General features: G+C 36.0%; 16 protein-coding genes and 1 other annotated feature. Of the genes, 5 read left to right on the top strand and 11 right to left on the bottom strand.

What is annotated here, in order from left to right; genetic code table 11:
- Window positions 1-9: 9 nt before the first annotated feature.
- The 3 genes from recQ to BN2390_RS11960 form a co-directional block, all read right to left on the bottom strand.
- Window positions 10-2,181, bottom strand: a complete 2,172-nt coding sequence (recQ, locus tag BN2390_RS11950; protein ID WP_082238918.1) for a DNA helicase RecQ — start codon at window positions 2,179-2,181, stop codon at window positions 10-12.
- A 248-nt stretch (window positions 2,182-2,429) separates the two neighbouring features.
- A complete protein-coding gene (locus tag BN2390_RS11955; protein WP_053984579.1) occupies window positions 2,430-4,400 on the bottom strand; it encodes a methyl-accepting chemotaxis protein in 1,971 nt (656 codons plus the stop codon).
- 154 nt (window positions 4,401-4,554) lie between these two features.
- Complete coding sequence (locus BN2390_RS11960) at window positions 4,555-6,525, bottom strand: methyl-accepting chemotaxis protein (protein WP_053984580.1); 1,971 nt, start codon at window positions 6,523-6,525, stop codon at window positions 4,555-4,557.
- A gap of 263 nt (window positions 6,526-6,788) precedes the next feature.
- On the opposite strand from BN2390_RS11960, the gene BN2390_RS11965 reads away from it, so the two are divergent.
- Window positions 6,789-8,204, top strand: a complete 1,416-nt coding sequence (locus BN2390_RS11965) for an MATE family efflux transporter (protein ID WP_053984581.1) — start codon at window positions 6,789-6,791, stop codon at window positions 8,202-8,204.
- A 53-nt stretch (window positions 8,205-8,257) separates the two neighbouring features.
- On the opposite strand, the gene BN2390_RS11970 is transcribed toward BN2390_RS11965, so the two are convergent.
- The 4 genes from BN2390_RS11970 to BN2390_RS11985 form a co-directional block, all read right to left on the bottom strand.
- Window positions 8,258-8,485: a hypothetical protein gene (locus tag BN2390_RS11970; RefSeq protein WP_053984582.1), complete on the bottom strand. Its 228-nt coding sequence runs from the start codon at window positions 8,483-8,485 to the stop codon at window positions 8,258-8,260.
- Between the two features lie 85 nt (window positions 8,486-8,570).
- Window positions 8,571-9,344, bottom strand: a complete 774-nt coding sequence (locus BN2390_RS11975) for a sirohydrochlorin cobaltochelatase (protein WP_053984583.1) — start codon at window positions 9,342-9,344, stop codon at window positions 8,571-8,573.
- Complete coding sequence (locus BN2390_RS11980; protein ID WP_053984584.1) at window positions 9,319-9,909, bottom strand: precorrin-2 dehydrogenase/sirohydrochlorin ferrochelatase family protein; 591 nt, start codon at window positions 9,907-9,909, stop codon at window positions 9,319-9,321. The genes BN2390_RS11975 and BN2390_RS11980 overlap by 26 nt, the downstream gene beginning before the upstream one ends.
- Before the next feature lie 135 nt (window positions 9,910-10,044).
- Window positions 10,045-11,925: an aryl-sulfate sulfotransferase gene (locus tag BN2390_RS11985; RefSeq protein ID WP_053984585.1), complete on the bottom strand. Its 1,881-nt coding sequence runs from the start codon at window positions 11,923-11,925 to the stop codon at window positions 10,045-10,047.
- 190 nt (window positions 11,926-12,115) lie between these two features.
- Here BN2390_RS11985 and BN2390_RS11990 point away from each other — a divergent pair, with 190 nt between their 5' ends.
- Window positions 12,116-12,760, top strand: coding sequence for a Crp/Fnr family transcriptional regulator (locus BN2390_RS11990; RefSeq protein WP_053984586.1), 645 nt, complete (start codon window positions 12,116-12,118; stop codon window positions 12,758-12,760).
- Window positions 12,761-12,812: 52 nt separating this feature from the next.
- On the opposite strand, the gene BN2390_RS11995 is transcribed toward BN2390_RS11990, so the two are convergent.
- Window positions 12,813-14,198: an SLC13 family permease gene (locus BN2390_RS11995; RefSeq protein ID WP_053984587.1), complete on the bottom strand. Its 1,386-nt coding sequence runs from the start codon at window positions 14,196-14,198 to the stop codon at window positions 12,813-12,815.
- A gap of 209 nt (window positions 14,199-14,407) precedes the next feature.
- On the opposite strand from BN2390_RS11995, the gene BN2390_RS12000 reads away from it, so the two are divergent.
- Window positions 14,408-15,673, top strand: coding sequence for a M28 family metallopeptidase (locus BN2390_RS12000; protein ID WP_053984588.1), 1,266 nt, complete (start codon window positions 14,408-14,410; stop codon window positions 15,671-15,673).
- A gap of 464 nt (window positions 15,674-16,137) precedes the next feature.
- Entirely contained in the window at window positions 16,138-17,538 is a 1,401-nt protein-coding gene (locus BN2390_RS12005; protein ID WP_053984589.1) for a stalk domain-containing protein, read from the top strand.
- A 48-nt stretch (window positions 17,539-17,586) separates the two neighbouring features.
- Here the strand turns inward: BN2390_RS12005 and brnQ are convergent, their stop codons facing one another.
- The 3 genes from brnQ to BN2390_RS12020 form a co-directional block, all read right to left on the bottom strand.
- Window positions 17,587-18,930 (bottom strand): branched-chain amino acid transport system II carrier protein, encoded by a 1,344-nt coding sequence (gene brnQ / locus BN2390_RS12010; protein ID WP_053984590.1) that lies wholly within the window; start codon window positions 18,928-18,930, stop codon window positions 17,587-17,589.
- A gap of 69 nt (window positions 18,931-18,999) precedes the next feature.
- Window positions 19,000-19,258: a binding site (T-box leader), on the bottom strand.
- A gap of 88 nt (window positions 19,259-19,346) precedes the next feature.
- Window positions 19,347-19,886, bottom strand: a complete 540-nt coding sequence (locus tag BN2390_RS12015; RefSeq protein WP_053984591.1) for a DUF402 domain-containing protein — start codon at window positions 19,884-19,886, stop codon at window positions 19,347-19,349.
- A gap of 21 nt (window positions 19,887-19,907) precedes the next feature.
- Window positions 19,908-20,753, bottom strand: a complete 846-nt coding sequence (locus tag BN2390_RS12020) for an AraC family transcriptional regulator (protein WP_053984592.1) — start codon at window positions 20,751-20,753, stop codon at window positions 19,908-19,910.
- Between the two features lie 138 nt (window positions 20,754-20,891).
- Here BN2390_RS12020 and BN2390_RS12025 point away from each other — a divergent pair, with 138 nt between their 5' ends.
- A complete protein-coding gene (locus BN2390_RS12025; RefSeq protein WP_053984593.1) occupies window positions 20,892-23,951 on the top strand; it encodes a beta-galactosidase, LacZ type in 3,060 nt (1,019 codons plus the stop codon).
- Window positions 23,952-24,202 lie beyond the last annotated feature (251 nt).

Below are 24,202 nucleotides of genomic sequence, written 5' to 3' on the forward strand. Positions count from 1 at the left end.
CTTTTGTATTTAAATTTTATTTTCAATTTTTAGCTTTTCAATCATAAGCTTAATAGCTGTATAGGATACTTCTTCTGGAAGCAACTCTTTAATCGGTTTAAGTAACGTAATACCTACTTGTCCTATAGCCGCTTCAATAAGAGGTTCTTGTTCTGGTGTCATAAACTGATAGAAGTCTATCTCTAAGCCTTCTTCCACACATTTGACAAGATGATTATCTACAGTAAAACGTGAGAGACCTCTTTCTTTTGCAATCTCATCTAGAGATATGCCTTCTTTGTACATCTGATAAGTCGTTAAGTGGCTATCTTTCTTACTTTCTTTCTTAGCTGTCTTACTTGTTGTACTTCCCTTTTCCTTTTTGGCTTCTCTTACTTCTGGCTTAATGATTTGATTTTCTTGCACGTAATTATTGATAAGAAGTTCAAAGACTTTTCCGTACTTCTCATACTTGGCTACCCCAATCCCATTAATGGCAAGCATCTCTTCTTGTGTGGTTGGGTAGTACTTGCACATCTCACTTAAAGTTGCATCTGAAAAGACAATGAATGGTGGAATATGATTTTGCTCTGCCACTTGCATACGTAAATGTTTTAATTGTTCTAGAAGTTGTAGATCTACTGGTAAGCTCTCCACTTCTGGGACTCTTTCTTTTTCAGATACACGAAGGGCAATACGCATATTCACTTGTTTTTGTCCTTTTAAAACCTCATAGCTAAGGGGTGCTAACCTTAATATGGGGAACTTATCTCCATCTAAGGCAATATACTTTTCTGCAATTAAGAAAGACATCATTTCCTTAATCATCTCTTTACTATATTCACGCATAATGCCATAAGTAGATAAAGTCTGGAATCCAAACTGGCGAATCTTCTCCGTATTGCCTCCTTTAAGTACATCAATCACAAGAGTCATCCCAAAACGTTCACCCATACGTTTGATACAAGATAAAATCTTTTGTGCTTCTATGGTGATGTCTTCTTGAGCAATCTCACTGTTACAGTTGCCACAGTGGTCACATAGCTTAGTTGGTGATTCACCAAAGTAACGTAAGATGGCATTTCTTAGGCACCCCTCTGTGTTACAGTAATCCACCATCTGATTAAGCTTTTCATATTCTAAAGATAAATCTACCCCTAAGCCCGCATTTTCGATTAGCAAACGGTTGGTCATAATATCTGAAGAAGCATACATTAATGTACATGTAGACTCTAGACCATCACGGCCTGCACGCCCTGCTTCTTGGTAGTAACTTTCCATATTTTTTGGCATGTTATAGTGAAGGACGTAGCGAATATTAGATTTATCAATCCCCATACCAAAGGCATTAGTTGCAATCATAACACTAGCACGGTCATATAAGAAGTACTCTTGGTTCATATTACGCTCGCTTTCACTAAGCCCTGCATGGTATCTTACCACTGTCATGCCTTTTGAAAGGAGTTTTTCATATAGAGCATCTACACTCTTTCTTGTGGAACAATAAATAATTCCACTTTCTCCTTCATGCTTTTTAAGATAATCCAGTGTCCATTCTAGCTTACGCTTCGGTCTTTCTACTTCAAAGTATAAGTTAGGGCGGTCAAAACCTGTGGTAATGCAATATGGGCCCTGAAGCTCTAATAATGCCAGCATATCTTCCTTAACTTTAGGTGTGGCAGTTGCTGTAAATGCACCAACTACTGGGCGATGTGGTAGACTTCTAATAAAGTTACCAACACCTCTATAACTTGGTCTAAAGTCATGTCCCCATTGACTCACACAGTGGGCCTCATCAATAATGACATAGTCTATAGGCAGTTCTCTACATAAGCTGACAAAGTCATAAGACTCTAGTCGTTCTGGTGCCACATAGATCAGCTTATATCTTCCTTCTCTTGCATCCTCCATTACCTCTCTATAGGCATGGGCACTGAGTGTACTATTAAGAACAGCAGCTTCTACCCCCATCTCTCTTAAGGCATCCACTTGGTCTTTCATTAAAGAAATTAAAGGCGAAATGACCAAACTTACACCGCTCCCGCATAAAGCTGGTACTTGATAACAAATAGACTTCCCTGCACCTGTTGGCATAATGCCTAGTACATCTTGTCCATTTACCAATGCCCCTATAATTTCTTCTTGTCCTACTCTAAAACTACTATATCCAAAATATTGTTTTAAAATCTCTAATGGTCTCATATGTTCTATCCTTTGCATCATTACTCTTATCTCTTACTATAGCTCATTTTGCCCTACTTCTTCAACCTCTCTTCTTATAGAGAAGCTTCTTTATATAAGAAAATATAAAAATATAAGAACATCTAAAAAGGTGCTGCATCTACTTCTCATGCAACACCCCCATTTGCTTTATCATTTTAAGCTCTATTTCTACTCTATTATATCCCTATTACTCTGTATATACCTACTACTTATACCTTTTCATTTTTTTAACCTACTTTGAAATAATTAATCTTCTCTTGAAGTACTCTCGCGCTGGTCTCAAGTTCTTCACTACTTGCAGAGCTTTCTTGAGCATTACCGGATGTTGTCTGTACCAACCCAGAAATCTCTTCTACAACTGTGGTAATCTCATTAACGGCTTCGGATTGAATCTCTGCTGCCTCAGCAGTCTTTTTAACACTCACAATAACTGTATCAATACTTTCAACAATTTTGTTAAAGGAAGCTGTCGTGTTAGTGATAATCTGCGCACTACCTTCTACTGTGTGAAGTGTTGCCCCTACCAACTCTGCAGTTTGCTTTGCCGCTTCCATGCTACGTTCTGCCAGAGACTTCACTTCATTGGCAACTACTGCAAAGCCGCGCCCTGCTTCTCCTGCACGAGCTGCTTCTATAGATGCATTAAGAGCCAGTAAATTGGTCTGCGCTGCAATCTGGTCAATCACTTGGATGATCTCTGAGATTTGTCCTGCTGATACTTGTATATTGACAATAGCTTGTTCCATATTATGCATTTGGGTTGTACCTTGCTCGATCTCTTCTATCACATCTTGAGCAATCTCATCCATCTTCTTGGCATGTCTACTACTACGTCTAATCTGTTTAGCCATATCCCCTATGTTCGTGTTAATTTCTTCTACTGAAGCAGCTTGTTCTGAGGCTGATGTTGCAAGCTCATTGGCTGTTTCTGCTACTCTCTTAGATTGTCCAAAGACATATTCAGATACATGATGAATCTCTTCCATAGTTCCTTTTAAGGTCTGTGCAATGGAATTGAGTGATTGCTTAATAGGTGCAAAGTCTCCTTCATACTCTAAGTGACTTACTACAGTTAAGTCACCATCTGCAAGACGCTGTAAAACATCATCAATATCTTTCACATAGGTTGCAAAGCTTCCTATCACCTCTTGCAATGATAGATAAAGGGTTTCAAGTTCATCTCCTGTTTCAATAGGTTCTACTACAGAAGTTAAGTCGCCTTTTTGTAATTGCTTTGCACGCTCTGTTAGGGCTTCAAGTGGATGAGTAATGTTATAGGCTAATTTACGTATAGCACTCATTCCTAATATTAAAGATCCAATACAAAGTCCAATCATCACTACTGCTAAAATACGTATTTCCTGATACACTTCAGCATTAGGTAATGCCACACCTACTGACCATCTGGTACTTGGGATGGGCTCATAACCTACAAAATATTTTTTCCCTTCTAATTGATAAGTGTCTATTCCTTTCTCACCATTTACCATATGAGTATGTATACGTGAAAGAGATTGATACGCCTTATCCTCATCGGCTAATGCAATCACATTTTCTTGACTATTTACTCTTTCCATATCTAAATGCGCGATAGTGGTACCGTTACCATTTATGATGAAAACTTGACCCTTCTCCCCTACTTTGCTCTCTCTAATCATATCTGTAAGTTTCTCTGCATCAAAAGTTGCAACTAAAACATTGACCATTTCTTTTTCATAATACACAGGTGTTGCAATATCAAAACTCATTTTTCCTGATAGCGCATTGAGGCTAGGCGTTGAAATATAAGTCTTGCCAGTCAATGCTTGTTTAAAAGCATCTGTATCTTTTATATTTGCCTTTTTGCCATCTTGTCTAAGTATTTCCCCTTCTGTTGTTGCCATAACAAGTGTATCTGCATCTAAGTACTCTCTATTTTCTTCAAGTGTTCCAAACTTAGCACTCATCCAAAGTGATGGATCTGTAATATGATCAAAGCTTGCTACATTTATCATCACACTTGTATAGAATTCTAATTTGTTCTCTATAGATTTTGTCGTCATACTTACTAGCTCTGGCATCATATGCTTCACCACTGAATTCACCGTAATAGCCCCCACAGATATAGCTACTACTGTTAATAAAGAGGTGATAATAAGCAAAATCTTAGAAAACTGTATAACCATTTTTTCTCTTATTCCCCTTTTTCTCCCCTGCATCTGCTTCCTCCTCAAATTTTATGATTAGTTTTGACTTATTATTGGAACTTTTCACCCAAAATAACTAAATTTAGTATATAATATTGTATAATTTTATTCAATCATTTTTATACAAAAAAAGGCACTGCATCTTAATACAATACCTTTTGATTTTCTAATTAACTTTAAAATGATTAATTTTCTCTTGGAGTACTTTTGCACTATTTGCAAGCTCATCACTACTTGCTGAACTCTCTTCGGCATTGGCTGCTGTGGTTTGTACAAGCTGAGAAATCTCATCAATCGCTGCTGTAATATCTGTTACTGCTTCAGATTGACTGTGTGCAATCTCTGCACTTTTCTCAACACTTGCAATAACTGTATCAATGCTTTCTACGATTTTATTAAAGGACCCTGTGGTCTTTGTAATAATCTCTGTGCCACCTTCTACAGACTGAACCGTTGCATCTACTAATTCAGTTGTTTGTTTTGCTGCTTGCATACTGCGTGCAGCAAGGTCTTTAACCTCATTAGCAACTACTAAGAAGCCGCGTCCTGCATCCCCCGCACGTGCTGCTTCTATGGAAGCATTGAGGGCTAGAAGATTAGTTTGAGCTGCAATCTGGTCAATGACTTTAATGATTTCAGAAATTTCTCCCGTTGAAGCTTGAATCTTAACAATGGCTTCTCCCATCTGACGCATTTGACCCGTACCTTGTTCAATCTCAACCATTACAGTTTGTGCAACTTCATTAACTTGTTGTGCATGATTGCTACTTGTTTTGATTTGGTCTGCCATATCATTAATAGTTGCATTCATCTCTTCTATAGAAGCTGCTTGCTCTGTGGCTGAAGCCGCAAGTTCTGTTGCTGTTTCTGACACTCTACCTGCTTGTTCTAATACATGCTCAGATACATGGTGAATTTCTTTTATCGTTGTATTAAGTTTATTCCCAATCATATTAAGAGACTGCTTAATAGGTGCAAAGTCTCCCTTATACTCGATTTGACTGGCTACAGTTAAGTCGCCTTCTGCTAGGTTATGTAAGACATAGTCTATATCTTTAATATACACCGCTATACCTCTCATCATATCTCTAAGTGAAATAAAGAGGGTTTCAAGTTCATCTTTTGTTTCAATAGCTGCTATCGTTGAGCTTAAGTCACCTTCTTGCATCTTTTTAGCACGCTCTGTTAAGCTTTCAATAGGTTGTGTAATGGCGTAAGCTAATTTACGTATAATTCTTCCACCTACTACTAAACAAACAATACAAAGAACAAGCATAATGGCTACGAGCATACGTAATTCCTTGACTACTTCATAATTGGGTAACGAAATGCCTACAGACCACTGCGTACCTGGTATTGGCCCATAACCTGATATATATTTTTTCCCACCAAATTTATATGTATCCATCCCAAGCTCACCATTAATCATCTTTTCATGAACACGAGATACTGTTTTATATTTTTTATCTTCTTGTGCTAAAGTCATGATGTTTTCTTGGTTGTTCACACGGTCTGTATCTAAATGGGCTATTGTTGTACCTGTTTGATCAATAATAAATGCACGCCCATTGTCGCCAATTTTTAATTCACTAATCATCTCTGTTAACTTGCCTGCATCAAATGTGGCAACTAAGATGTTGACCATCTCACCATTGTAATAAATAGGTGTAGCTACATTAAAGCGCATGGTTTCTGATACAGGATTAAATTGTGGTGAAGAGATATAGGTTTCACCTTTTTTTGTGTGCATATACACATCCGTATCTTTAATGCTCGCCTTCTTACCATCTTGTCTAATAATATCGCCATCCATAGTCGCCATTACCAATGTGTCTGCATTGATATAAGCTCTATTTTCCTCTAGTTCCCCAAACTTCTCACTCATAGGAATATCTGGATCAGCAATTCCTTCCATCTTCGCCACATTGGTTACAACATTTTTAAAGAGCTCTAGCTTATTTTCTATAGCTGAAGCTGTCATTGTAACAATCTCTGGCATCATCTCTTTCACTGTATTATTCACAGTAGTATAACCAATGGATATGGCAACGACTGTAAGCAAAAGTGCTGTAAATAATAAAATCATAGAAAATTGTCTTTCAATTTTTTCCCTAATCGATTTGTGTACCCTTTTCATCTTCTCCTCCTGTTGTCTCATTTGTATAATTTCTTTTTTACAACTTTTACGCCCTAACTTACTATACAATAGTAAACAATTTTATTCAAATATAACCTTATATTTTTATTTTTTGTAGGATTTGCGCATAACATTTTCTATACCTATCTACTTAATTTACAAATAGACGTATAGAAATTTATTTTTAAAAGGGCTATACTAATAGGATGTGTTTACACAACAGTGGATTCAATTAAAAATTTAATATAGGGGGTTATACTTTCATGCAAAACAACAATTCAAGATCTGAAAGATTAGGTACAATGCCTGTTGGAAGATTGCTTGCAAGTATGTCTATACCAGCTATCTTTTCTATGTTGGTACAGTCATTGTATAACGTTGTCGATAGTATTTTCGTATCTCGTATTGGCGAAAATGCATTAACAGCGGTTTCTCTTGCCTTCCCACTTCAAATGCTTATTATTGCATTTGCACTTGGTGTAGGTGTTGGGGTTAACTCACTGATCGCTCGTAAATTGGGCGAAGGTGACAAAGTTGTGGCATCTAAAATTGCAAGTACAGGTTTCTTTGTAGCGATTATGAATGCCATCGTCTTTATGCTCATTGGTATTTTTGCAACACGCTTCTTTATGGGCCTTTTCTCAAACGATGCAACAATTATTGATATGGGGACATCTTACTTACAAATCGTACTGATCTTCTCATTTGGGATCTTTGTAGAGATTACTTGCTCTAGAACTTTACAAGCTACAGGTAATATGATTATTCCAATGTTCTCTCAACTTATTGGTGCGGTTACCAATATTATTCTCGATCCAATCCTTATCTTTGGATTATTCGGGCTTCCAGCAATGGGGATTAAGGGAGCTGCTATTGCAACAGTTATCGGGCAAATTTGTGCCATGATCTTTGTACTTGTGATGTTCCACATTAAATCACATGAAGTACATTTACAAATTAAAGGCTTCAAACTTGAAAAAGAACATATTATTGATATCTATAAAGTTGGTTTCCCAGTTATCGTTATGAATGCAATCGGTTCTGTAACAACTACATTCTTAAATGGTATCTTAATGGCCTTCTCTTCTACAGCAGTTGCCATCTTTGGGATCTACTTTAAGCTTCAATCCTTCATCTTCATGCCAGTATTTGGTTTAACTCAAGGCGCAATGCCTATTATGGGTTACAACTTTGGTGCTAACAACAAGAAACGTTTTATTCAAACCTTAAAACTAACACTTACAACTTCCTTCATTATTATGCTTGCAGGAACAGGAATCTTCTGGTTACTTCCAGAACAACTTCTTGCACTCTTTGATGGAAGTCCAGAAATGGTTCAAATGGGTATTTATGTTTTACGCGTACTTAGCCTTTGCTTCATTCCTGCATCTATCGGGATTACCCTTTCAACTATGTTCCAATCTATTGGACATGGTTTCAAATCATTGGTTATGTCCCTTTTACGTCAGCTCGTACTCATCATTCCATGCGCATGGCTCTTTGCTCAATTCGTAGGATTAGATGCCGTATGGTTCTGCTATCCAATTGCAGAGATTGTTTGTGCCGTTATCTTTATGCCACTTGCAATCGTTGTTGTAAAAAAAGCTTTCGCTGCTAAGTCAGTTGAAAACGAAGATGAAAACAATGCTGGTAACGAAGACGAAGTACCAGCACTTTAATCACATATAGTAAAAAGGGTGTTGCAATCACTGCAACACCCTTTTTCTATCCTTTATTGTTGTACGCTTGGTACACTTCTTAAGCTTTCATAAGCATTTTGAATACGAACAAGTTCATCTTCATTGAATTTTTTTGAAATATATCTTGCTTGCTCTATACGTTTGTGAGATTTCTCTACTTGCTCTTCAAAAATCTCAATCTCTCTAATATTTTTTCCTTTTGCTACATTCACTCTACGACGTACACTTAATATATCTTTAACCATTTGTTCTTTATTCATTACTTAAAAGTCTCCTTCTGTCTTGTCCATTGCTCGCTTCTATCTTATATAAAAACCTTCTTTTTGTAAACCCTAAGCCAGTATTCTACTTATTTTCCCATGTATCTATCACATTTTGAATATGTCCAATGTAGACGGCTCTTGTACTCGTATAACTGCCTAAGCCTTTTTGTACTACCTCTACCTGCTTACCCATTTGCTCTAACCCATACTTAAAAGATTCCTCATGGTCTCCCATCACATCTCTTAATATATGCATACCTGCTACAAGCATAAAAGGCACCACCGTAACCTTCTCATTTCTAAAAGGAAGCATCTCCAAATGACTCCTATCTTCTAAGGTTGTCACAATGCAGTTTAGTGTTGTCTTATCTAACATTTCTCTAAGCTGAGCATAGGATACATGGGCTTCATGGGTTGTACCATGTCCAAGTAAAAGAAGATCTGAATCTAGCCCACTGTAAAGGTCTTCAAGCTCCTTAACCACTTTTGCATAGTCCTGTTGTGTACTTAATAGTGCCTTCCCTACTGCAACTTGATGAATGCCTGCTTCTCCTTCATAGGCTTGTTGAAGTTCTAGCAATTTATCATATTCTATTCCTTCTATTAAAAAGAGGGGCTGAATAATAACTTTTTCATAGCCTTCTTGTTTCAACGCTTCCATACTTTCTTCTGGTGACAACATCTTTAGATTATGTTCTTTTAATAAACGCTTTCTCAAAAAACTTGATGAAAAACTTTCATACACATCCCAGTCACTAAAAGCTTCTTCAATGGCATGGATACATGGATTAATACTTTCTTTCTTCTGTTCTAAATAACTTGTTCCAAAGCTAACAACCAAAATGGCTTTTTTCATAGGTCTTCAACTCCTCTAGGTTTAAAGTAGCAAGGTGATTTAATATTTTTTTCTTCTCCATTTCATCTTGTACTTGTTGTAATACTTTTACTCTTAAACGTCTATGTACATCCATAAGTTCCACATAGGATGCATCATACTTTTCTTCTAATTCTTTTTTAATAAGGGCCGCTAGAGAAGGACTGGCTCCCCCTGTTGATACAGCAATCATCAAATCACCTCTTTTAAAGGAAGAAGGGACAATAAAACTAGAAAGTTCCTTATTATCTACCACATTACACAGTTTATTAGCACGCTTACAAAATGCTCCTACAGCTTGATTTGTCTCGTAATCATCTGTGGCTGCTACTACTAGAAAGCTATTGGCACAATCACCTTCTTCATAGCATTTATAAACAAGATTAACCTCTGGCCCTAGACTTTTAAACGCCTCTATAAAGCTTGGTGCAATAATATGTAAGTCACATTTCTCATTTTCTAATGCTACTGCCTTACGATATGCAACCTTGCCCCCACCTACTATTGTTACTTTCTTTCCTTCTAAATTCAGACATGCTGTATACATCTCTTGCCTCCATCTATTCCCTATTTTATTAAAAATTATGCTTTACCCTATCTTCTATATTCTCCCAAAAACACATCTTGGTCAAGGATTTTCCACATCAAAAAGGGCTACCTTTTGGCAGCCCCTTATTATCTATTAAAATTTTAATTTTAATCCTGACTCATATTTTTTATCATCTACAATAAGTCTTAAATCAAACTCACCTTTTAATCCTTCTTTATTTACATTGATCGTTACTGTACGATCATCTTTTGGTTGGAACGTACCTACACACATTGCAAGAAATGGTTTCGCACTTGTTGAAATATAATATCTATGCTCCTCTTCACCTCTTTCAAGTTGAAGCATAGCAAGTTGACCACGTTTGAATTTAGCCTCAAATACAATACGGTCTTCTTCTTCTACTACACTTGCTTCATGGAATGCAGGGATAAGCTCTCCTGTTATTTCTACGCCTGGAATCCCTGTTTCAAATTCTTCTGTTTTACCAATCTCACCGAGTACACGTCCTTTACCAAATGTAAGGTTCTCCCCTTCATGATAGAAACGCATTTTTTCTGCACGGTAGTAGTTAGATGGTAAATGCATTTCAAACATTACTTCCCCATCCATTATTTCTACTGTAATACTGTTAAGTTTGTTTTCTGGATCACTTAAATCCATATAAACAGGAAGTTCTTCACATGTTACACCATGATTGTAACCAATACCACCTGAGTGTACTAAGTAATACCCATCTCTATAGTATTCCACATTTGAGATATAAGAAGAATAGAAATGATTAGCCCTTTCCTTCCCAAATTGCCATACTTGCTCAATGGTCATATCTTCTGTATTAATACGGTATCTAACCCCACGTGAGAAGTTATCTCTATTAAGTACATAGTTTTCTTTATTTTTAGCTCTCCAGTGACCATTATCAAATACCATCACATCACCATCTGGAAGCATCATACAAGCATGTTGTTCATATTGCCAATCAAACTCGCCATTTCCTACAGGTGTAAAGAAGTACTTCTCTACCATTTCTTGTGGCCATCCTTCTGGGTCACCAATAATCCAGTTAAGATCTCCTGTTTCATAATCAATATTTATAACTGCATCTTGGTGTCTACCTGATAAGGTAAGAGAATTTGTACGTTTATCATACCAAACGGCATTATTGTGGAACCAGTCATGCTCACTCCAGCTACCTGACTTGGCTACATCTTGTGGAAGCACTTTTTTGTAATCCCAAGATTTGATGATTTCTCCTGTATTACGATCTACAAGAACACACATATCTTCTGAAGTTTTAGCATCTTTTTCTTGTGTTAAGATGAGTAAGTTGCCATCTTCCATTTCAAATTGATCATGGTGATAACTACCTGGAATACAATACTCTGTATAAACCTTACCCATTAGGCTCATTTCACATAATCCTGCTGTATAATAAGGTACCTTCATAAGACGATTAGAACCAATTAAAATATTTCCGTTTTTAGCACGCTTCATATCAAAGATAAAAGGTTCTACTAAATGCCAACGGCAATCCCCTCTATAATCATATCCTCCTGCAAGTGAGTCGCCAGATGGTGTGACAAACATAATTTGATCTTGCATGTATTCACTTGTTGTCTTGATATATGTAGCTTGATGAGGCATATCATTTAACTCATCTGTTTGCAATTTAATTTGTGTACTCTCCCCATTTGATAGTTTAATCTCTACAGTATTTTGGTAGTTTGGATATAGGCCTAAAATTGGAAGCTTATGTTCTGTACCTGCTTTAAATGTATGTGTAATATTTCCTGCTTCTTCTTTACCTTTTACAGTAATGGTAGCAGCAACAGATTCTTCAGTTCTAAACATAACAAGCGCTGTAAGAGGAGATACAAAATAAGGATTTACTTTTACATAAGGATTTTCTAAAGTATAGTGTCCTTCATTAAAAGTTTTTAACATCATTTGTTCTTGCTCGTACTGTCTATTAACTAAGTGGTCAATTTTTTCATACTTAATCGTTTCTTGTAACATATCTACACCTCTTTCATTAATTTGTTGTTAAAATTATAACATTTATAGCTTTAGTAAAAAACATCACGTGATATTTTTTAAAATTTTACTAAAATATATTCCAAATTTATCATTTTTCATTTAAAATATATTATATAATCACATTATTACTTCTTAAGATTTATATTTTATAGATATGAGGACACATATTATGACATCAAGAAATGTACATTTTGAACAACTAAAAAAAATCGGTGTCCATAGGATTGCCGTAAAAGATGAAGCACTTTATAATTCTGAACATGGTCATCACTTTGTCTACTGTCTGCTAGAGGGGGTATGTGCCCTTACTAGTATTTCCAGAAATGGCGATGAAAAGATTTACCAGTACTTTAAAGCTGGAGACTTATTAGGTTTCTCACCTATTTATTCACCTGCTTATAAAGATGATACTTTTTCTGCCTTTTCTATTATAGCTAAATCAGATTGCATACTTTATGAGATTCCCTATACTCAATTTACTTATTTTGTCAATACACATCCACATTTTTATCCTTGGCTTGTTGAAATAACACTACAACACTATGATGGTGTACTCGCTCATTTCCATCACTTAGAGCATGGTAATAATCTCTCTAACTTATGCAAAGCACTTCTAGAGCTGGCTTGTGTCAAAGATGGACAGCTTCATCTCCATAAATGTTTTTCATATGCTGAGCTCTCAAAATACATAGGTGTTCATGTTATAACAACCACAAGACTTATGAAACGTTTAAAAGAGGAAGGTATCATTTTCAAACGTGGGCATCATACGATTATCGCTGATAAGGCAAAACTTCTAGAGTACATTGAATAAATGTATAAATGAAGAGGCTATCCTAAATGGTATAGCCTCTTTATTTATAATTTTAGAGCAACCCTATAAGCTTCCAATATGGTACAACAATAAGGAAGAGATAGATCACACTAATAAGCATTTTTGTACTAAATGCTTTCATAAAGTCTTTAATATGGATAAGTCCGTAAGAGAAGCAAATCATATAAAGGGCATATTCATATGGCATAATAATTTGATCTAGCCCATTAAAGAATGTATATAGTACTGGCTCTACTCTTACACCCATATCTAGTGCCATTTGTGTAATAGGTGCACCTAGTGCTGCCATTGCTGCAAGTGGTGTCAGTAAGAAGTTTGTAAGTACAGCAATAAGCCAAATAATAAGTAAGAAGCCAATTGGTCCAATACCACCTAAGTGTGGAATAATTGAACTGGAAATAAGTTCTCCAACGCCAAGTACATTAGCCACTTGTCCAATAGACATACAACTTGTAATAAAGAATAAGAATGGATAGTTCACTCTTTGAATATCCTCTTTTGTCCCTGCATCAACCCCTGGCATATAGAGTAAAATAACAGCAAAAATATAACCATACACAAGTCCAATACCATGAATATTACTTGTAATAAGGAATAGGAAGAAGAAGATTAAAACACCAATTACTTTTTTCTCTTCCTTTTTGAAAGCACCCATTTCTTCTAACTGCGCCTTAAAATATGCCTTCCCTTCAATAGTCACATTAGCTTTAAAAAGTTTGCTCATTGTAAAGGCCATAACGAAGCCGAATGGTAAGAAAATAATATTTTGCATTAAATAGTCTGTATATGTAATGGTTAAATCAGTAACGCCTCCTGCTACCCCAATAAGAACTCCCACATTACTTGGATCCATTATAAAGAAACCTGGCATTAAGTTTGCCATAGCAGCTGTCATCATAATTCCTGCTGCTTCTTTTGATTTGCCTAAATTAAAAGCTTTACAGATCCCATATCCAAGTGCGGCAAACGCTACAGACCATGCACCTGGTAAGATTAAGTTCGCCACAATCCCTGCAACTACTAATCCATATAGAATCCCATTATATGTACCACCTGACTTTAAAATACACCAACAAGCGAGCCTTTGTAAAAGCCCTATTCTTTCTAATATCAGAGATAAAATAAATCCGCATAACACAGTCCATACAACTGTTACAGTCCATGGCTTAAGAGCCACTTCTAATGGCACCAAATTTGTTACAGCATAAGCAAAAGGTAATAACAAGCTTGGTATCATATTGTTTAAAAGTTCAAATGCGAAACATAATATAGCGGCGACAGTAATTGCAAAAAATACTTTTATTTCTTTTGTAACGCCACCTGTTTCAGGCACAAATAGTATCAAAATAGGAATGATGATTGTTAAAAGCCATTTAATTTGTTTTGTTCTGTCCATTTGTGATATTGATTGTCCCATAGTATCTCCTTTTTATTTGTTATTTTTTTAACACTTCTTTCTTTTATAAGTATATCATTTCTATGACTTACAAAAAAATATCTGGTGATACTTTTTATTTGAATTAGTTAAATTTAAGACAATATACTATTGTATTCAAAACCATCTTGTTGTATATGTATAAGAGACTATGTTCACTTAAATAAAACAAACTAAAGGGGGTTTTAGAAATGAGTATTTGTGGTAATCGTGCTTTTGAATTACTTCAAAAGATTGGATTTATCCGTTGTAGTGGGACAGACGAAGAATTAAAAGCTGCACATATTTTATTAAATGAACTTAAATCAATAGGTGTAGAAGGTACACTTGAAGCTTTTAAAGTACATAACTATACGATAAAAAAAGCTACTTTAGAAGTTCTTGAGCCTTATCAAAAAACTTATGAAGTAACAGGACTTGGTCTTTCTGGCAACACACCAAGTGAAGGTCTTGTGACGGAGTTCAAATACGTACAACAAGCTACCGATGTAGATCTTTTAGATGTAAAAGGAAAAGTTGTACTTCTTAATACACACCTTTCTTTAGAGACTTACGAACGCCTTATTAAAGCTGAAGTTGCTGGTGTGATCACTTATAGTGGTACTATTATAGATGACCCAGAATTAACAGATTTACAGTTGCGTGCAATCCGTGCTAAACACTTAGAACTTGGCCAAATTCCAGGAGTAACCCTTCGTGCTATTGATGCTTTTGATATGGTTAAAAACAAAGCAACCAAGGTACGCATGGTACTTGAACAAGATGACTATGAGGTAGATTCACATAATGTGTATGCTACTATTCCTGGGACAGATTATCCTGAACAAGAAATTGCCTTTATGGGACATTATGACAGTGTACCATTTAGTACAGGGGTCTATGATAATGGTGCTGGGTCTGTTATTTTAATGGAACTTGTTCGCCACTACTTAGCTCACCCACCAAAACGTACACTTCGCTTTATGTGGTTTGGCTCAGAAGAAAAAGGCTTACTCGGTAGTAAAGCTTATGTTGCAAATAGTAATGAAGAAACTCTTAAAGCTATCAAACTTGGTATCAATGTGGATGTAGCTGGTCCAATCATGGGTGAAGACCGTGCCATTGTTACTGCTGATAACAGCTTATGTCATTATATTGACTACTTAGCTAAAGAAGTCGGCTTTGCTATCAGTGTAAAACAAGATACTTACTCAAGTGACTCCATACCATTTGCAGACAAGGGCATTCCTTGCGTTAACTTCTGCCGTTTCGGCTCACCAGGTTGTGCTATGATTCACTCACGCTATGATATTATAGATTACTTATCAGGTGAATCCTTAGAAAACACTGCACGCTTTGTTCAAACCTTTAGTGACCGTGTAATCAACTCACCTGTATTCCCAGTAGAACAAAAAATGCCTCAAAATATGATTGAGGCAGTAGATAAATATTTACAAAAGAAAAAGGAAGAGAAGTAAAGTGAAGTAACAAGCTGTGAATGTTACTCTTCCAGCTTCCACTTCCACAACACTAAGAGCCTCTAAACTTAATCAGTTTATGAACGTGTCAAACTGGCTTTGCTCAAACATGACGCTAAAATCCATAAACTAATTTTCGTTAAGAGGCTCTAAGTATTATCTCATAAAGAAGCTTTCAGAATGTCCACACAGCTCTTTTACTTTAGCTTAACTTTCTAAGGTAGAAAAAAGAGGGTACTAGACTTTCCCGGATACCCTTTTACAGTGCTTCTACTCCAGCTTAGCTTTCCAAGGCAAGAAGAAAAACAACACTAAACTTTCTCATGTATTCTTCTACAATCCTTTTACTTCTGCTTAGTCTTTGGGAATAGAAAGTAACAAGAACAAAACAGATACACTAAGTTTTACTGCTATATCTATTTACATTATAATTAACTGACCAAAATTATTAAAAGGAGTTTTAAATGAAACACAAATATTGTACTTTCTTTATTATTTTAACCATTTTACTTTGTAGTATTTCTGTTTATGCAACACCTACTGTAAAGTTGAATAGAAAAACTATTACAACCACTGTTATGCAACTTCAAGATGGTAAGCGTTATTTATCGCTGAAGGATTTGCTGACACCTCTTGGCTACACTATTTCTTTTGATAAGCCTACTAAATCCTTTAAAGCGGTAAAGGGAGATAGTGTTCTCATTTACCCTCAAGATCAAAATTACATGTTTAAAAATGGTGTCAAAATCACACTTCCAAGTACAACTAAATCTTTAAATGGTAGTATTTATGTAGCTTCTGATGTATTGACACCATCACTTAATGCTACAGCCATGTATTTTCCTGATACAGAAACTTTAGAAATAGAAATTTACTCTCGTCTAATAGATACTCAATTAGCAACTATTCCAAAACTAGAAATGCCTCAAGATACGTTAGTGACTTACCGCCGTATTTTAGAACCTAAACTTACTTATGTTATTGATGAAAGACTTTTTACTTTAATGTGCTATGCCAACTATCATGGTTATAGCTTTGAATACAATACAGCCAAATGGTCACCGGTGAGAAAAAGTATTATTGCTACCTTAAAAGAAAAATCCTTTACATTGACAGTACCAACTCCAGACTTTTCTTCTAGCTGGTTTAAGAATGGTATGGTAGCACCTATTGCACGTACTCTAGGTCCTACTCCTGATTTTGATCTTCTTGATGATAGCCAACCTGTTTATAGTGAATTTTCTGTAGCCTTACGTGAGTTTTATCAAGCTGCCGATATTCATAGTCTTTTCCTTGCTCATCAAAAAGACTACGAAGAGGCTATCAAAGACTACAAAGAAAGTGAAATTCTAGATGCTTTATGTAATTTAATTTATTTCCTCAAAATTAAGCCTGAAGATGCTCCTCCTATGACCATTCTGATTAACTTAGCTGATGCCAATTTAAATGGTTTTGGACTTACATATGACCCTGCTTACCAAACCAACACTGTTATTATGGGACCTGGTAAAGTAAGTTCTGGTAAAGTTATCGTTATGCATGAGTATCTACATGGTATTGTCGGGCCTATATTAAATAAATATCCTGAAGAAATAGAACGCACCAACGCTCTTAGTGAAGTTTCTAATCTTAGCCTTATCAAAGCTCACTACAATGATTGGCAAAGTGTAGTAGAAGAATCACTTGTACGTGCTCTAGACATCCTACCTTTTAGTTTCCCTAGACATACCCAGCTAGGTGGACGTAAAGAAGAGGGATTCCTTTTAATTGACTACTTTTTCAATCAATTTGCAAATTATCCTAAGTATCAAGGTGATTTAGATAGCTTTATTTATAAATGCCTTGTCGACTACTCAACTCAATAAAGCCCCAAAAGAGAGGTTGTTACAAACACCCTCTCTTTTTTATATATTTTACTCACCTTCTGCTGTAAGCTCTACACTTTCTACTTCTTTATTTTTACCCATGAATACCTCAATCATATAGCCTACTAGCATTCCTACTAGGGCTGGTACTACCCATCCTAAACCTTTTGCATAAAGTGGAAGGTTACCAAATACTTTTACACCTACATTAATTCCAAATCCACCTAATCCATACATTATACTTACAACACCTGTAAGTAAGATTGTTAAGCCGTATACAGCTCTACTTTGTTTAAAGAATCTATCTAACATAGCAAGGACAATTAACATGATTGCAATTGGGTAAATCATATCAAGTACTGGGATTGAGATCGCAAGGATTTTTGAAAGTCCCATATTGGCAAGAAACATACTTGAAACGGCTAAGATTCTTACCCAGTTTTTATAACTCACTTTGTTTGTTAATGTTGCAAAGTATTGGCTACATGAAGTAATAAGTCCTACACTTGTTGTTAAGCATGCAAGTGTAAAAATCACTGCAAGTAAGACTGCTCCTGGTTGACCAAAGAGGTAAGTCATAACATTGGTTAATGTGTGTGCACCATTTTCTGTTACACCAAATCTTCCACCACTTGCTGCACCTAAGTGTGCAAGTACACCATAAATAACTACAAGTAAGCCACCCGCAATAAGTCCAGCTTTAATGGATGTGGATACAACGTCTTTTTCTTCTTGTACGCCTTTTGTTCTGATTGCAAGAGCAATGACAATTCCAAAGTTGAGAGCTGCAATGGTATCCATTGTTAAATACCCTTCTAAGAATCCTGTTACAAATGGTGATTCAATATAAGCCCCTGTTGCTTCTCCATAGGCACCTAATGGTTTAAAGATTGAGCCAATGACAACAACTAAAATTAAACTTAATAAAGTGGGTGTTAAAACCTTCCCCATACGATCTACTAGTTTTGTTGGTGATAAAGATAACCAATAAGCTACTAAGAAGAAGACTAACGTAAAAAGTAAACGTGCCAGTACATCTGATACACCTTGTGGTAAGTAAGGTGCTACAACCATTTCAAATGGTAAGCTTCCTGCTCTTGGAATCCCAAGACATGGTCCTATAGATAAATAGATTAAGATTGTAAAGATTGTTGCAAAGAGTGGATGTACTCTACTTGCTAAGTTAGGAAGTCCACCTGATTTTGCTACTGCAATAACACCTAATACTGGGAAGCCAACCGCTGTAATAAGGAATGCCCCTAACGCAATCCAAACTTTATCTCCTGCTGACTGTCCTAAAAATGGTGGGAATATTAGATTTCCTGCCCCAAAGAATAGTGAAAAAAGCATAAGCCCCACAAATAATAAATCTTTTTTTGATAACTGTTTCATATTATTTTCCTCCTTTTATGTTGACTCATTTTGTTTTTTGACAATAAAAAAACCGCCCCTTGATTTTACTCAAGGGACGGACTAGCCGCGTTACCACCCTAATTCTATAAAAATGTGTCTGCCTATTAGACCTTTTTATAGCACTCTATTCGTATCTAACAATACGCTTATCCTGTAACGTGGAAAGACTACGTCAATACTTACTCATCGCTTTTCAGTATTGCTTCTGGGAGATGATTTTGGGATATAATTTGAACATTGGCTTTCAGCATGTACCAACTCTCTGTAGAACATCTTATAACTTACTTTTTCTCGTCATCGAATTTACTTATGTTGTTGAAAGTATTCTAATAAAGTTTTGAACTTATGTCAATACTTAAATTTAATTTAAATTGAAATTTTTATAATCTAATATTTCATTTTTCACTTTCAAACTGATTTAAATAGCGTCTGAAGAAGTCCATTGTGAAAGCTTCATTAGGTATAATTTCTTCTATAACTTTCTTACTTGTGGCATAGGCCATATCATAGTCTTCTTTTGTGATATCCCCTACCTCTAAAGCCTCTTCTAACTCCTCTTCATCGAGTATACGTAACTTGGTATCCGCTGTCATAACTACATCTAAATAAAGGTCATCAAAGTAAGGGATTTCCTCCTCATTTACACCTGCCCCTTTAATAATATCAAAATAGATTTCAACAAACTTTCCCTCTCTATCAAATACAGCGCTTGCACACCATTTTTCATGATCTGGCAAGAAAATTAGCCCCTTATATCCATCATCACATAAACAAACATTTGGACGGTCATCATAGTCTACCACTAACTTCTCTTTAACACTTTCTATCTTAAGAAATGAGATATATCCTTCAAATAAATCTTCGATATACTTAATTTCATAAGTGTATTTTTCTAGCCATGTCCAATTACGTCCATCTAAAAACTTTCTTTTCATCTTTTTCTCCTTCTGCCTCACTTAAAATGTATTTGAATTATATTTTTTCCTAAATTCAATGGGTGAACAACCTTCGTAATTTCTAAATTTAGAACAAAAATAGCTGGTATCATTATACCCTACTAATTCTCCTATTTCCTTTACTTTTAGCTGTTCTTGCGTAACTAAATATTCTTTTGCTTTTTGGATACGAATTTGATTTAAGTAATCAAAAGGTTTGCTTTCATAGGTTTCTTTAAAAAGCCTACATAAATAGTATTTGGTTACACCAATTTGTTCTGCCAAGTCTTCTAATGCCAAATCTTCTTGGTAATGGTCATCCATATATCTCATTACTGGCGCTAACCTTTGATAAGCCTTATTCTTACCTTCGTTTTCATGGCTTATTTTACTATGCTGCATATAAATCATTAGCTCATACAAAGCCCCTGAGGCTTTTAGCATACTTTCATGGCGATTGGTCAATGTACTTAGTGTATAGAAGAGTTCTTTATAGCGGTGCTTAATCTCTGAATCCTTTTCTAATTCTAGTACCATAGTAGAACCAATACCCATATATTCTATAAGATTTTCTACTTGTTGCCCATTAAATGTAATCCAATAGGTTCGCCAATTTCCTGCTACTTTTTCATAGCTATGGGGAATACCTTTTCTAAAGAAAAAGGCTGTACCTTTCTTAATAGGGTAGATCTGTCCTTCAATTTTAAAGACACCTTCCCCTTCTAGACAATAAGCCCACTGATAATCCTGATAACCCTCTTCTCTATGTACACCATTCTCTTCATAGTCTATTCCTACTCCTGTTATATAAAAAGGCAACTGCTCCATTTCTTTTGTAACTATCGGAAAGATAACTTGTGCTTGCACACCATTCCTCCGTTCAATATTTTTATATTTTTTGCAATATCCTTAGATTTACTTATATTTTATCAGTATTTATAATTTTAGTATATATTAATATTTTTTCATATACACAACAATTATTTACATATAAAGGAGTAGATTATGCAAAATCAATTTGAATGGCAAGATCCAACTATTGTACAAATTAATCGTGAACCAGCTCGTACTTATTATATTCCATTTGCTAGTTGTACTGATGCATTAGCACACCATAAAGGGCTTTCTCCTTACTACAAACTCTTAAATGGTACTTGGAAATTTAATTATTGTGATACTTATATTGATGCACCTTCTAATTTCCATGAATTAGATTACCCAAATGATGACTGGGCCACTATTCCTGTTCCTTCTAACTGGCAACTTCATGGTTATGATAAACCTCAATATACCAATGTAAATTATCCATTCCCTGTTAATCCACCTTTCGTTCCAAACGAAAACCCAGCAGGACTTTATATTAAAGAATTTACACTTCCTACTAATTGGAGTGAAAACCAAGTTTTCATTAATTTTGAAGGGGTTAATGCTTGTTTCTATATCTGGCTCAATGGTACTTTCATTGGCTATAGTCAAGGTACACACATCCCAGCTGAATTCAATTTAACTAATGCCCTTGTTGAAGGCACAAATAAATTGGCAATCAAAGTTCTTAAATGGTGCGATGGTAGTTACTTAGAAGATCAAGACTTCTATCGTCTTTCAGGTATCTTCCGTGATGTGTATTTACTTGCAAGACCTCAGTCTCACATTGTTGATATCTTTGCACAACCTTCTTTAGATACAACTTATACTAATGGAACTTTAACTGGTACTGTTACATTTAATACATCTCTTTCAGATGAGTATGAAGTATCTTTATTTGATGCAAATCATCAGCTTGTAGCTACTAAAAAATGTGCTCAAGAAACCTTTACTTTCGAAGTACCAAATGTAGAAAAGTGGACTGCTGAAACACCTTATCTCTATACTTTAGTTCTTCATTACAAAGATGAATTCATTCCTCTTCAAGTTGGTTTTAGAACAATCGAAGTAGCTGATAATGGGGCCCTTCTCGTAAATGGTGTAGCAATCAAACTTAAAGGGGTTAACCGCCATGACTCTCATCCAGACCTTGGTCACTATACACCTATTGCTCATATGATCCAAGATTTAATAACCATGAAACGCCATAACATCAATACGGTTAGAACTTCTCACTATCCTAATGCACCAGAGTTCCTCAGACTTTGTAATGAATATGGTTTCTATGTAGTAGATGAGGCAGATCTTGAAACTCATGGTACAGAATCTGCTGCTGATTGCAATATCCTTACAAATGATCCAGTTTGGGAAACAGCTTATCTTGATCGTATGATTCGTATGGTAGAAAGAGATAAGAATCACCCTTGTATTATTATGTGGTCACTTGGAAATGAATCCTTCTTTGGCAAAAACCATATAGCTATGTCTAAATGGGCTAAAGACCGTGATCCAAGTCGTCTTGTTCACTACGAAGGAACTGTTCACTTTAGAGGTAAGACAGAGATTGGCTGCGAAGAAGGGCAAGTGCATCCATGCGTAGATGTAGTAAGCTACATGTACCGTTCTCCTGAAGACGTTAATAAAGAAGGTCAAGATACAACTGATAATAGACCTTTCTTCCTTTGTGAGTATAGCCATGCTATGGGTGTAGGCCCTGGAGATTTAAAAACTTACTGGGATCTCTTCTACAAATATCCTCGTCTTATTGGTGGATGTGTATGGGAATGGTGCGATCACTCTGTACGTCAGTATGATGAAGAAGGTAAACCATTCTTTGTATATGGTGGATACTTTGAAGAATTCCCTCATGATGGTAACTTCTGCGTAGATGGTTTAGTAAGTCCTGACCGTGTACCTCATACTGGTCTTAAAGATTACAAACATGTTATCCAACCTGTACAAGTAGAAGCTACGGACTTATCATGTGGCAAAATAGCTCTTACAAATCGCTATGACTTCTTAGATCTTAGTGGTTTACAACTTGAATGGACAGTAACAAAAGATGGTTACCCTTACCAAACAGGTACTGTGGCTGATCTTCAAGTTCTAGCTCATACTACATCTGAGATTCAACTAGATTATAGTCTACCTTCTCATATAGATGGAGACTTCTTCCTCAACTTAAGCTTTGTTCAAAAGGCACCTACATCTTGGGCTGAACGTGGCTATGAAGTAGCATTCCAACAGTTTGAATTAAAAGCTGTAACTATGCTTCAAGCCCCTGTGGTAGATACACTTGAACTGAAAGAAGATCCTACCCACCTTACTTTCATTGGTGAAAGCTTTGAATACCGCTTCAGTAAATTTGCTGGAAGCTTTGAAAGTCTCAAGACAAATGGCGTAGAACTTTTAGCAAGTACTCCTGAGCCATCTATCTGGCGTGCACCTACAGATAATGACCGTAATATTCAACACGGTTGGCGTCATCAAATGATGCACTGTGCTACAACACATGTTTACAACACTTCTATCTTAGAAACTACAAATACATTCGTTAAACTAGAAGTAAGCTACGCTCTTGGCGGTCCAGCTGTTCGTCCTCTTCTTCAAGGCACAACAACTTATACGATCTGGGCAACTGGAGAAATCCAAGTAGCTATGCATGCAGATGTAAGAGAGAACTTAAATGCACTTCCTCGCTTTGGTCTAGAACTTCATATGCCAGCAGGTAATGAACAAGTAGCTTACTTCGGTATGGGACCAAATGAAAACTATATGGACCTTTGCCAAAGTGCATACATGGGACGCTTTGAAACAACTGTATCTAACATGTACGAACCTTATATCAAACCACAAGAATGTGGTAACCGTACAAAAGTAAGATGGGCAAATATTCATAATGCTTCAGGTGTTGGCCTTATTGTTAAAGGTGATACAGACTTTAACTTTAGTGCACTTCACTATACAGCAGAAGATTTAGCAACTACAGCTATGGCACATCAGCTTAAACCACGCAAAGAAACAATTCTTCACATTGACTACCGTCAAACAGGTATTGGTTCTAACAGCTGTGGTCCACAACTTGCTTCTAACTACGAGTTCAATCAAAAAGTAATCGACTTCGCATTCTCAATCAAACCAATCTGGATTGAAAATATCCCAAGCGAACTTGAATACCGCATGCGCCCAACTCTTAAATAGTAAAAGGGCTCATGCAAAGTTACTATCATCACTTTTGTAGCAGTTTAAATAAGTAGAGGGCTGTACAGGACTACTCTGGAGGTTTCTTTATGAGAGATTGCTTAGAAGGTGTTTACGATATGTGAGCAAGGGTTTTAGCCATATGTTTGAGCGTCAGCGAGTTTATGGCATTCTTGTGAATATAGAGTTTACACCTTCTTAGTAACCTTGAAGTTGAAGCCGAAAGAATATGCACTGCATAGTTCTCTACT

The sequence above is a fragment of the Niameybacter massiliensis genome, from assembly GCF_001282685.1.
Taxonomy (GTDB): Bacteria; Bacillota; Clostridia; order Lachnospirales; family Cellulosilyticaceae; genus Holtiella; species Holtiella tumoricola.

Excerpts from the sequence above, each read along its gene's own strand:
- brnQ (WP_053984590.1), bottom strand. The coding sequence starts at position 18,930 with ATGAAACAGTTATCAAAAAAAGATTTATTATTTGTGGGGCTTATGCTT.
- BN2390_RS12015 (WP_053984591.1), bottom strand. The coding sequence starts at position 19,886 with ATGAAAAGAAAGTTTTTAGATGGACGTAATTGGACATGGCTAGAAAAA.
- BN2390_RS11975 (WP_053984583.1), bottom strand. The coding sequence starts at position 9,344 with ATGAAAAAAGCCATTTTGGTTGTTAGCTTTGGAACAAGTTATTTAGAA.
- BN2390_RS11970 (WP_053984582.1), bottom strand. The coding sequence starts at position 8,485 with ATGAATAAAGAACAAATGGTTAAAGATATATTAAGTGTACGTCGTAGA.
- BN2390_RS11965 (WP_053984581.1), top strand. The coding sequence starts at position 6,789 with ATGCAAAACAACAATTCAAGATCTGAAAGATTAGGTACAATGCCTGTT.
- BN2390_RS11990 (WP_053984586.1), top strand. The coding sequence starts at position 12,116 with ATGACATCAAGAAATGTACATTTTGAACAACTAAAAAAAATCGGTGTC.
- BN2390_RS12000 (WP_053984588.1), top strand. The coding sequence starts at position 14,408 with ATGAGTATTTGTGGTAATCGTGCTTTTGAATTACTTCAAAAGATTGGA.
- BN2390_RS12025 (WP_053984593.1), top strand. The coding sequence starts at position 20,892 with ATGCAAAATCAATTTGAATGGCAAGATCCAACTATTGTACAAATTAAT.
- BN2390_RS11980 (WP_053984584.1), bottom strand. The coding sequence starts at position 9,909 with ATGTATACAGCATGTCTGAATTTAGAAGGAAAGAAAGTAACAATAGTA.
- BN2390_RS11985 (WP_053984585.1), bottom strand. The coding sequence starts at position 11,925 with ATGTTACAAGAAACGATTAAGTATGAAAAAATTGACCACTTAGTTAAT.
- BN2390_RS11955 (WP_053984579.1), bottom strand. The coding sequence starts at position 4,400 with ATGCAGGGGAGAAAAAGGGGAATAAGAGAAAAAATGGTTATACAGTTT.
- recQ (WP_082238918.1), bottom strand. The coding sequence starts at position 2,181 with ATGAGACCATTAGAGATTTTAAAACAATATTTTGGATATAGTAGTTTT.
- BN2390_RS11960 (WP_053984580.1), bottom strand. The coding sequence starts at position 6,525 with ATGAAAAGGGTACACAAATCGATTAGGGAAAAAATTGAAAGACAATTT.
- BN2390_RS11995 (WP_053984587.1), bottom strand. The coding sequence starts at position 14,198 with ATGGGACAATCAATATCACAAATGGACAGAACAAAACAAATTAAATGG.
- BN2390_RS12005 (WP_053984589.1), top strand. The coding sequence starts at position 16,138 with ATGAAACACAAATATTGTACTTTCTTTATTATTTTAACCATTTTACTT.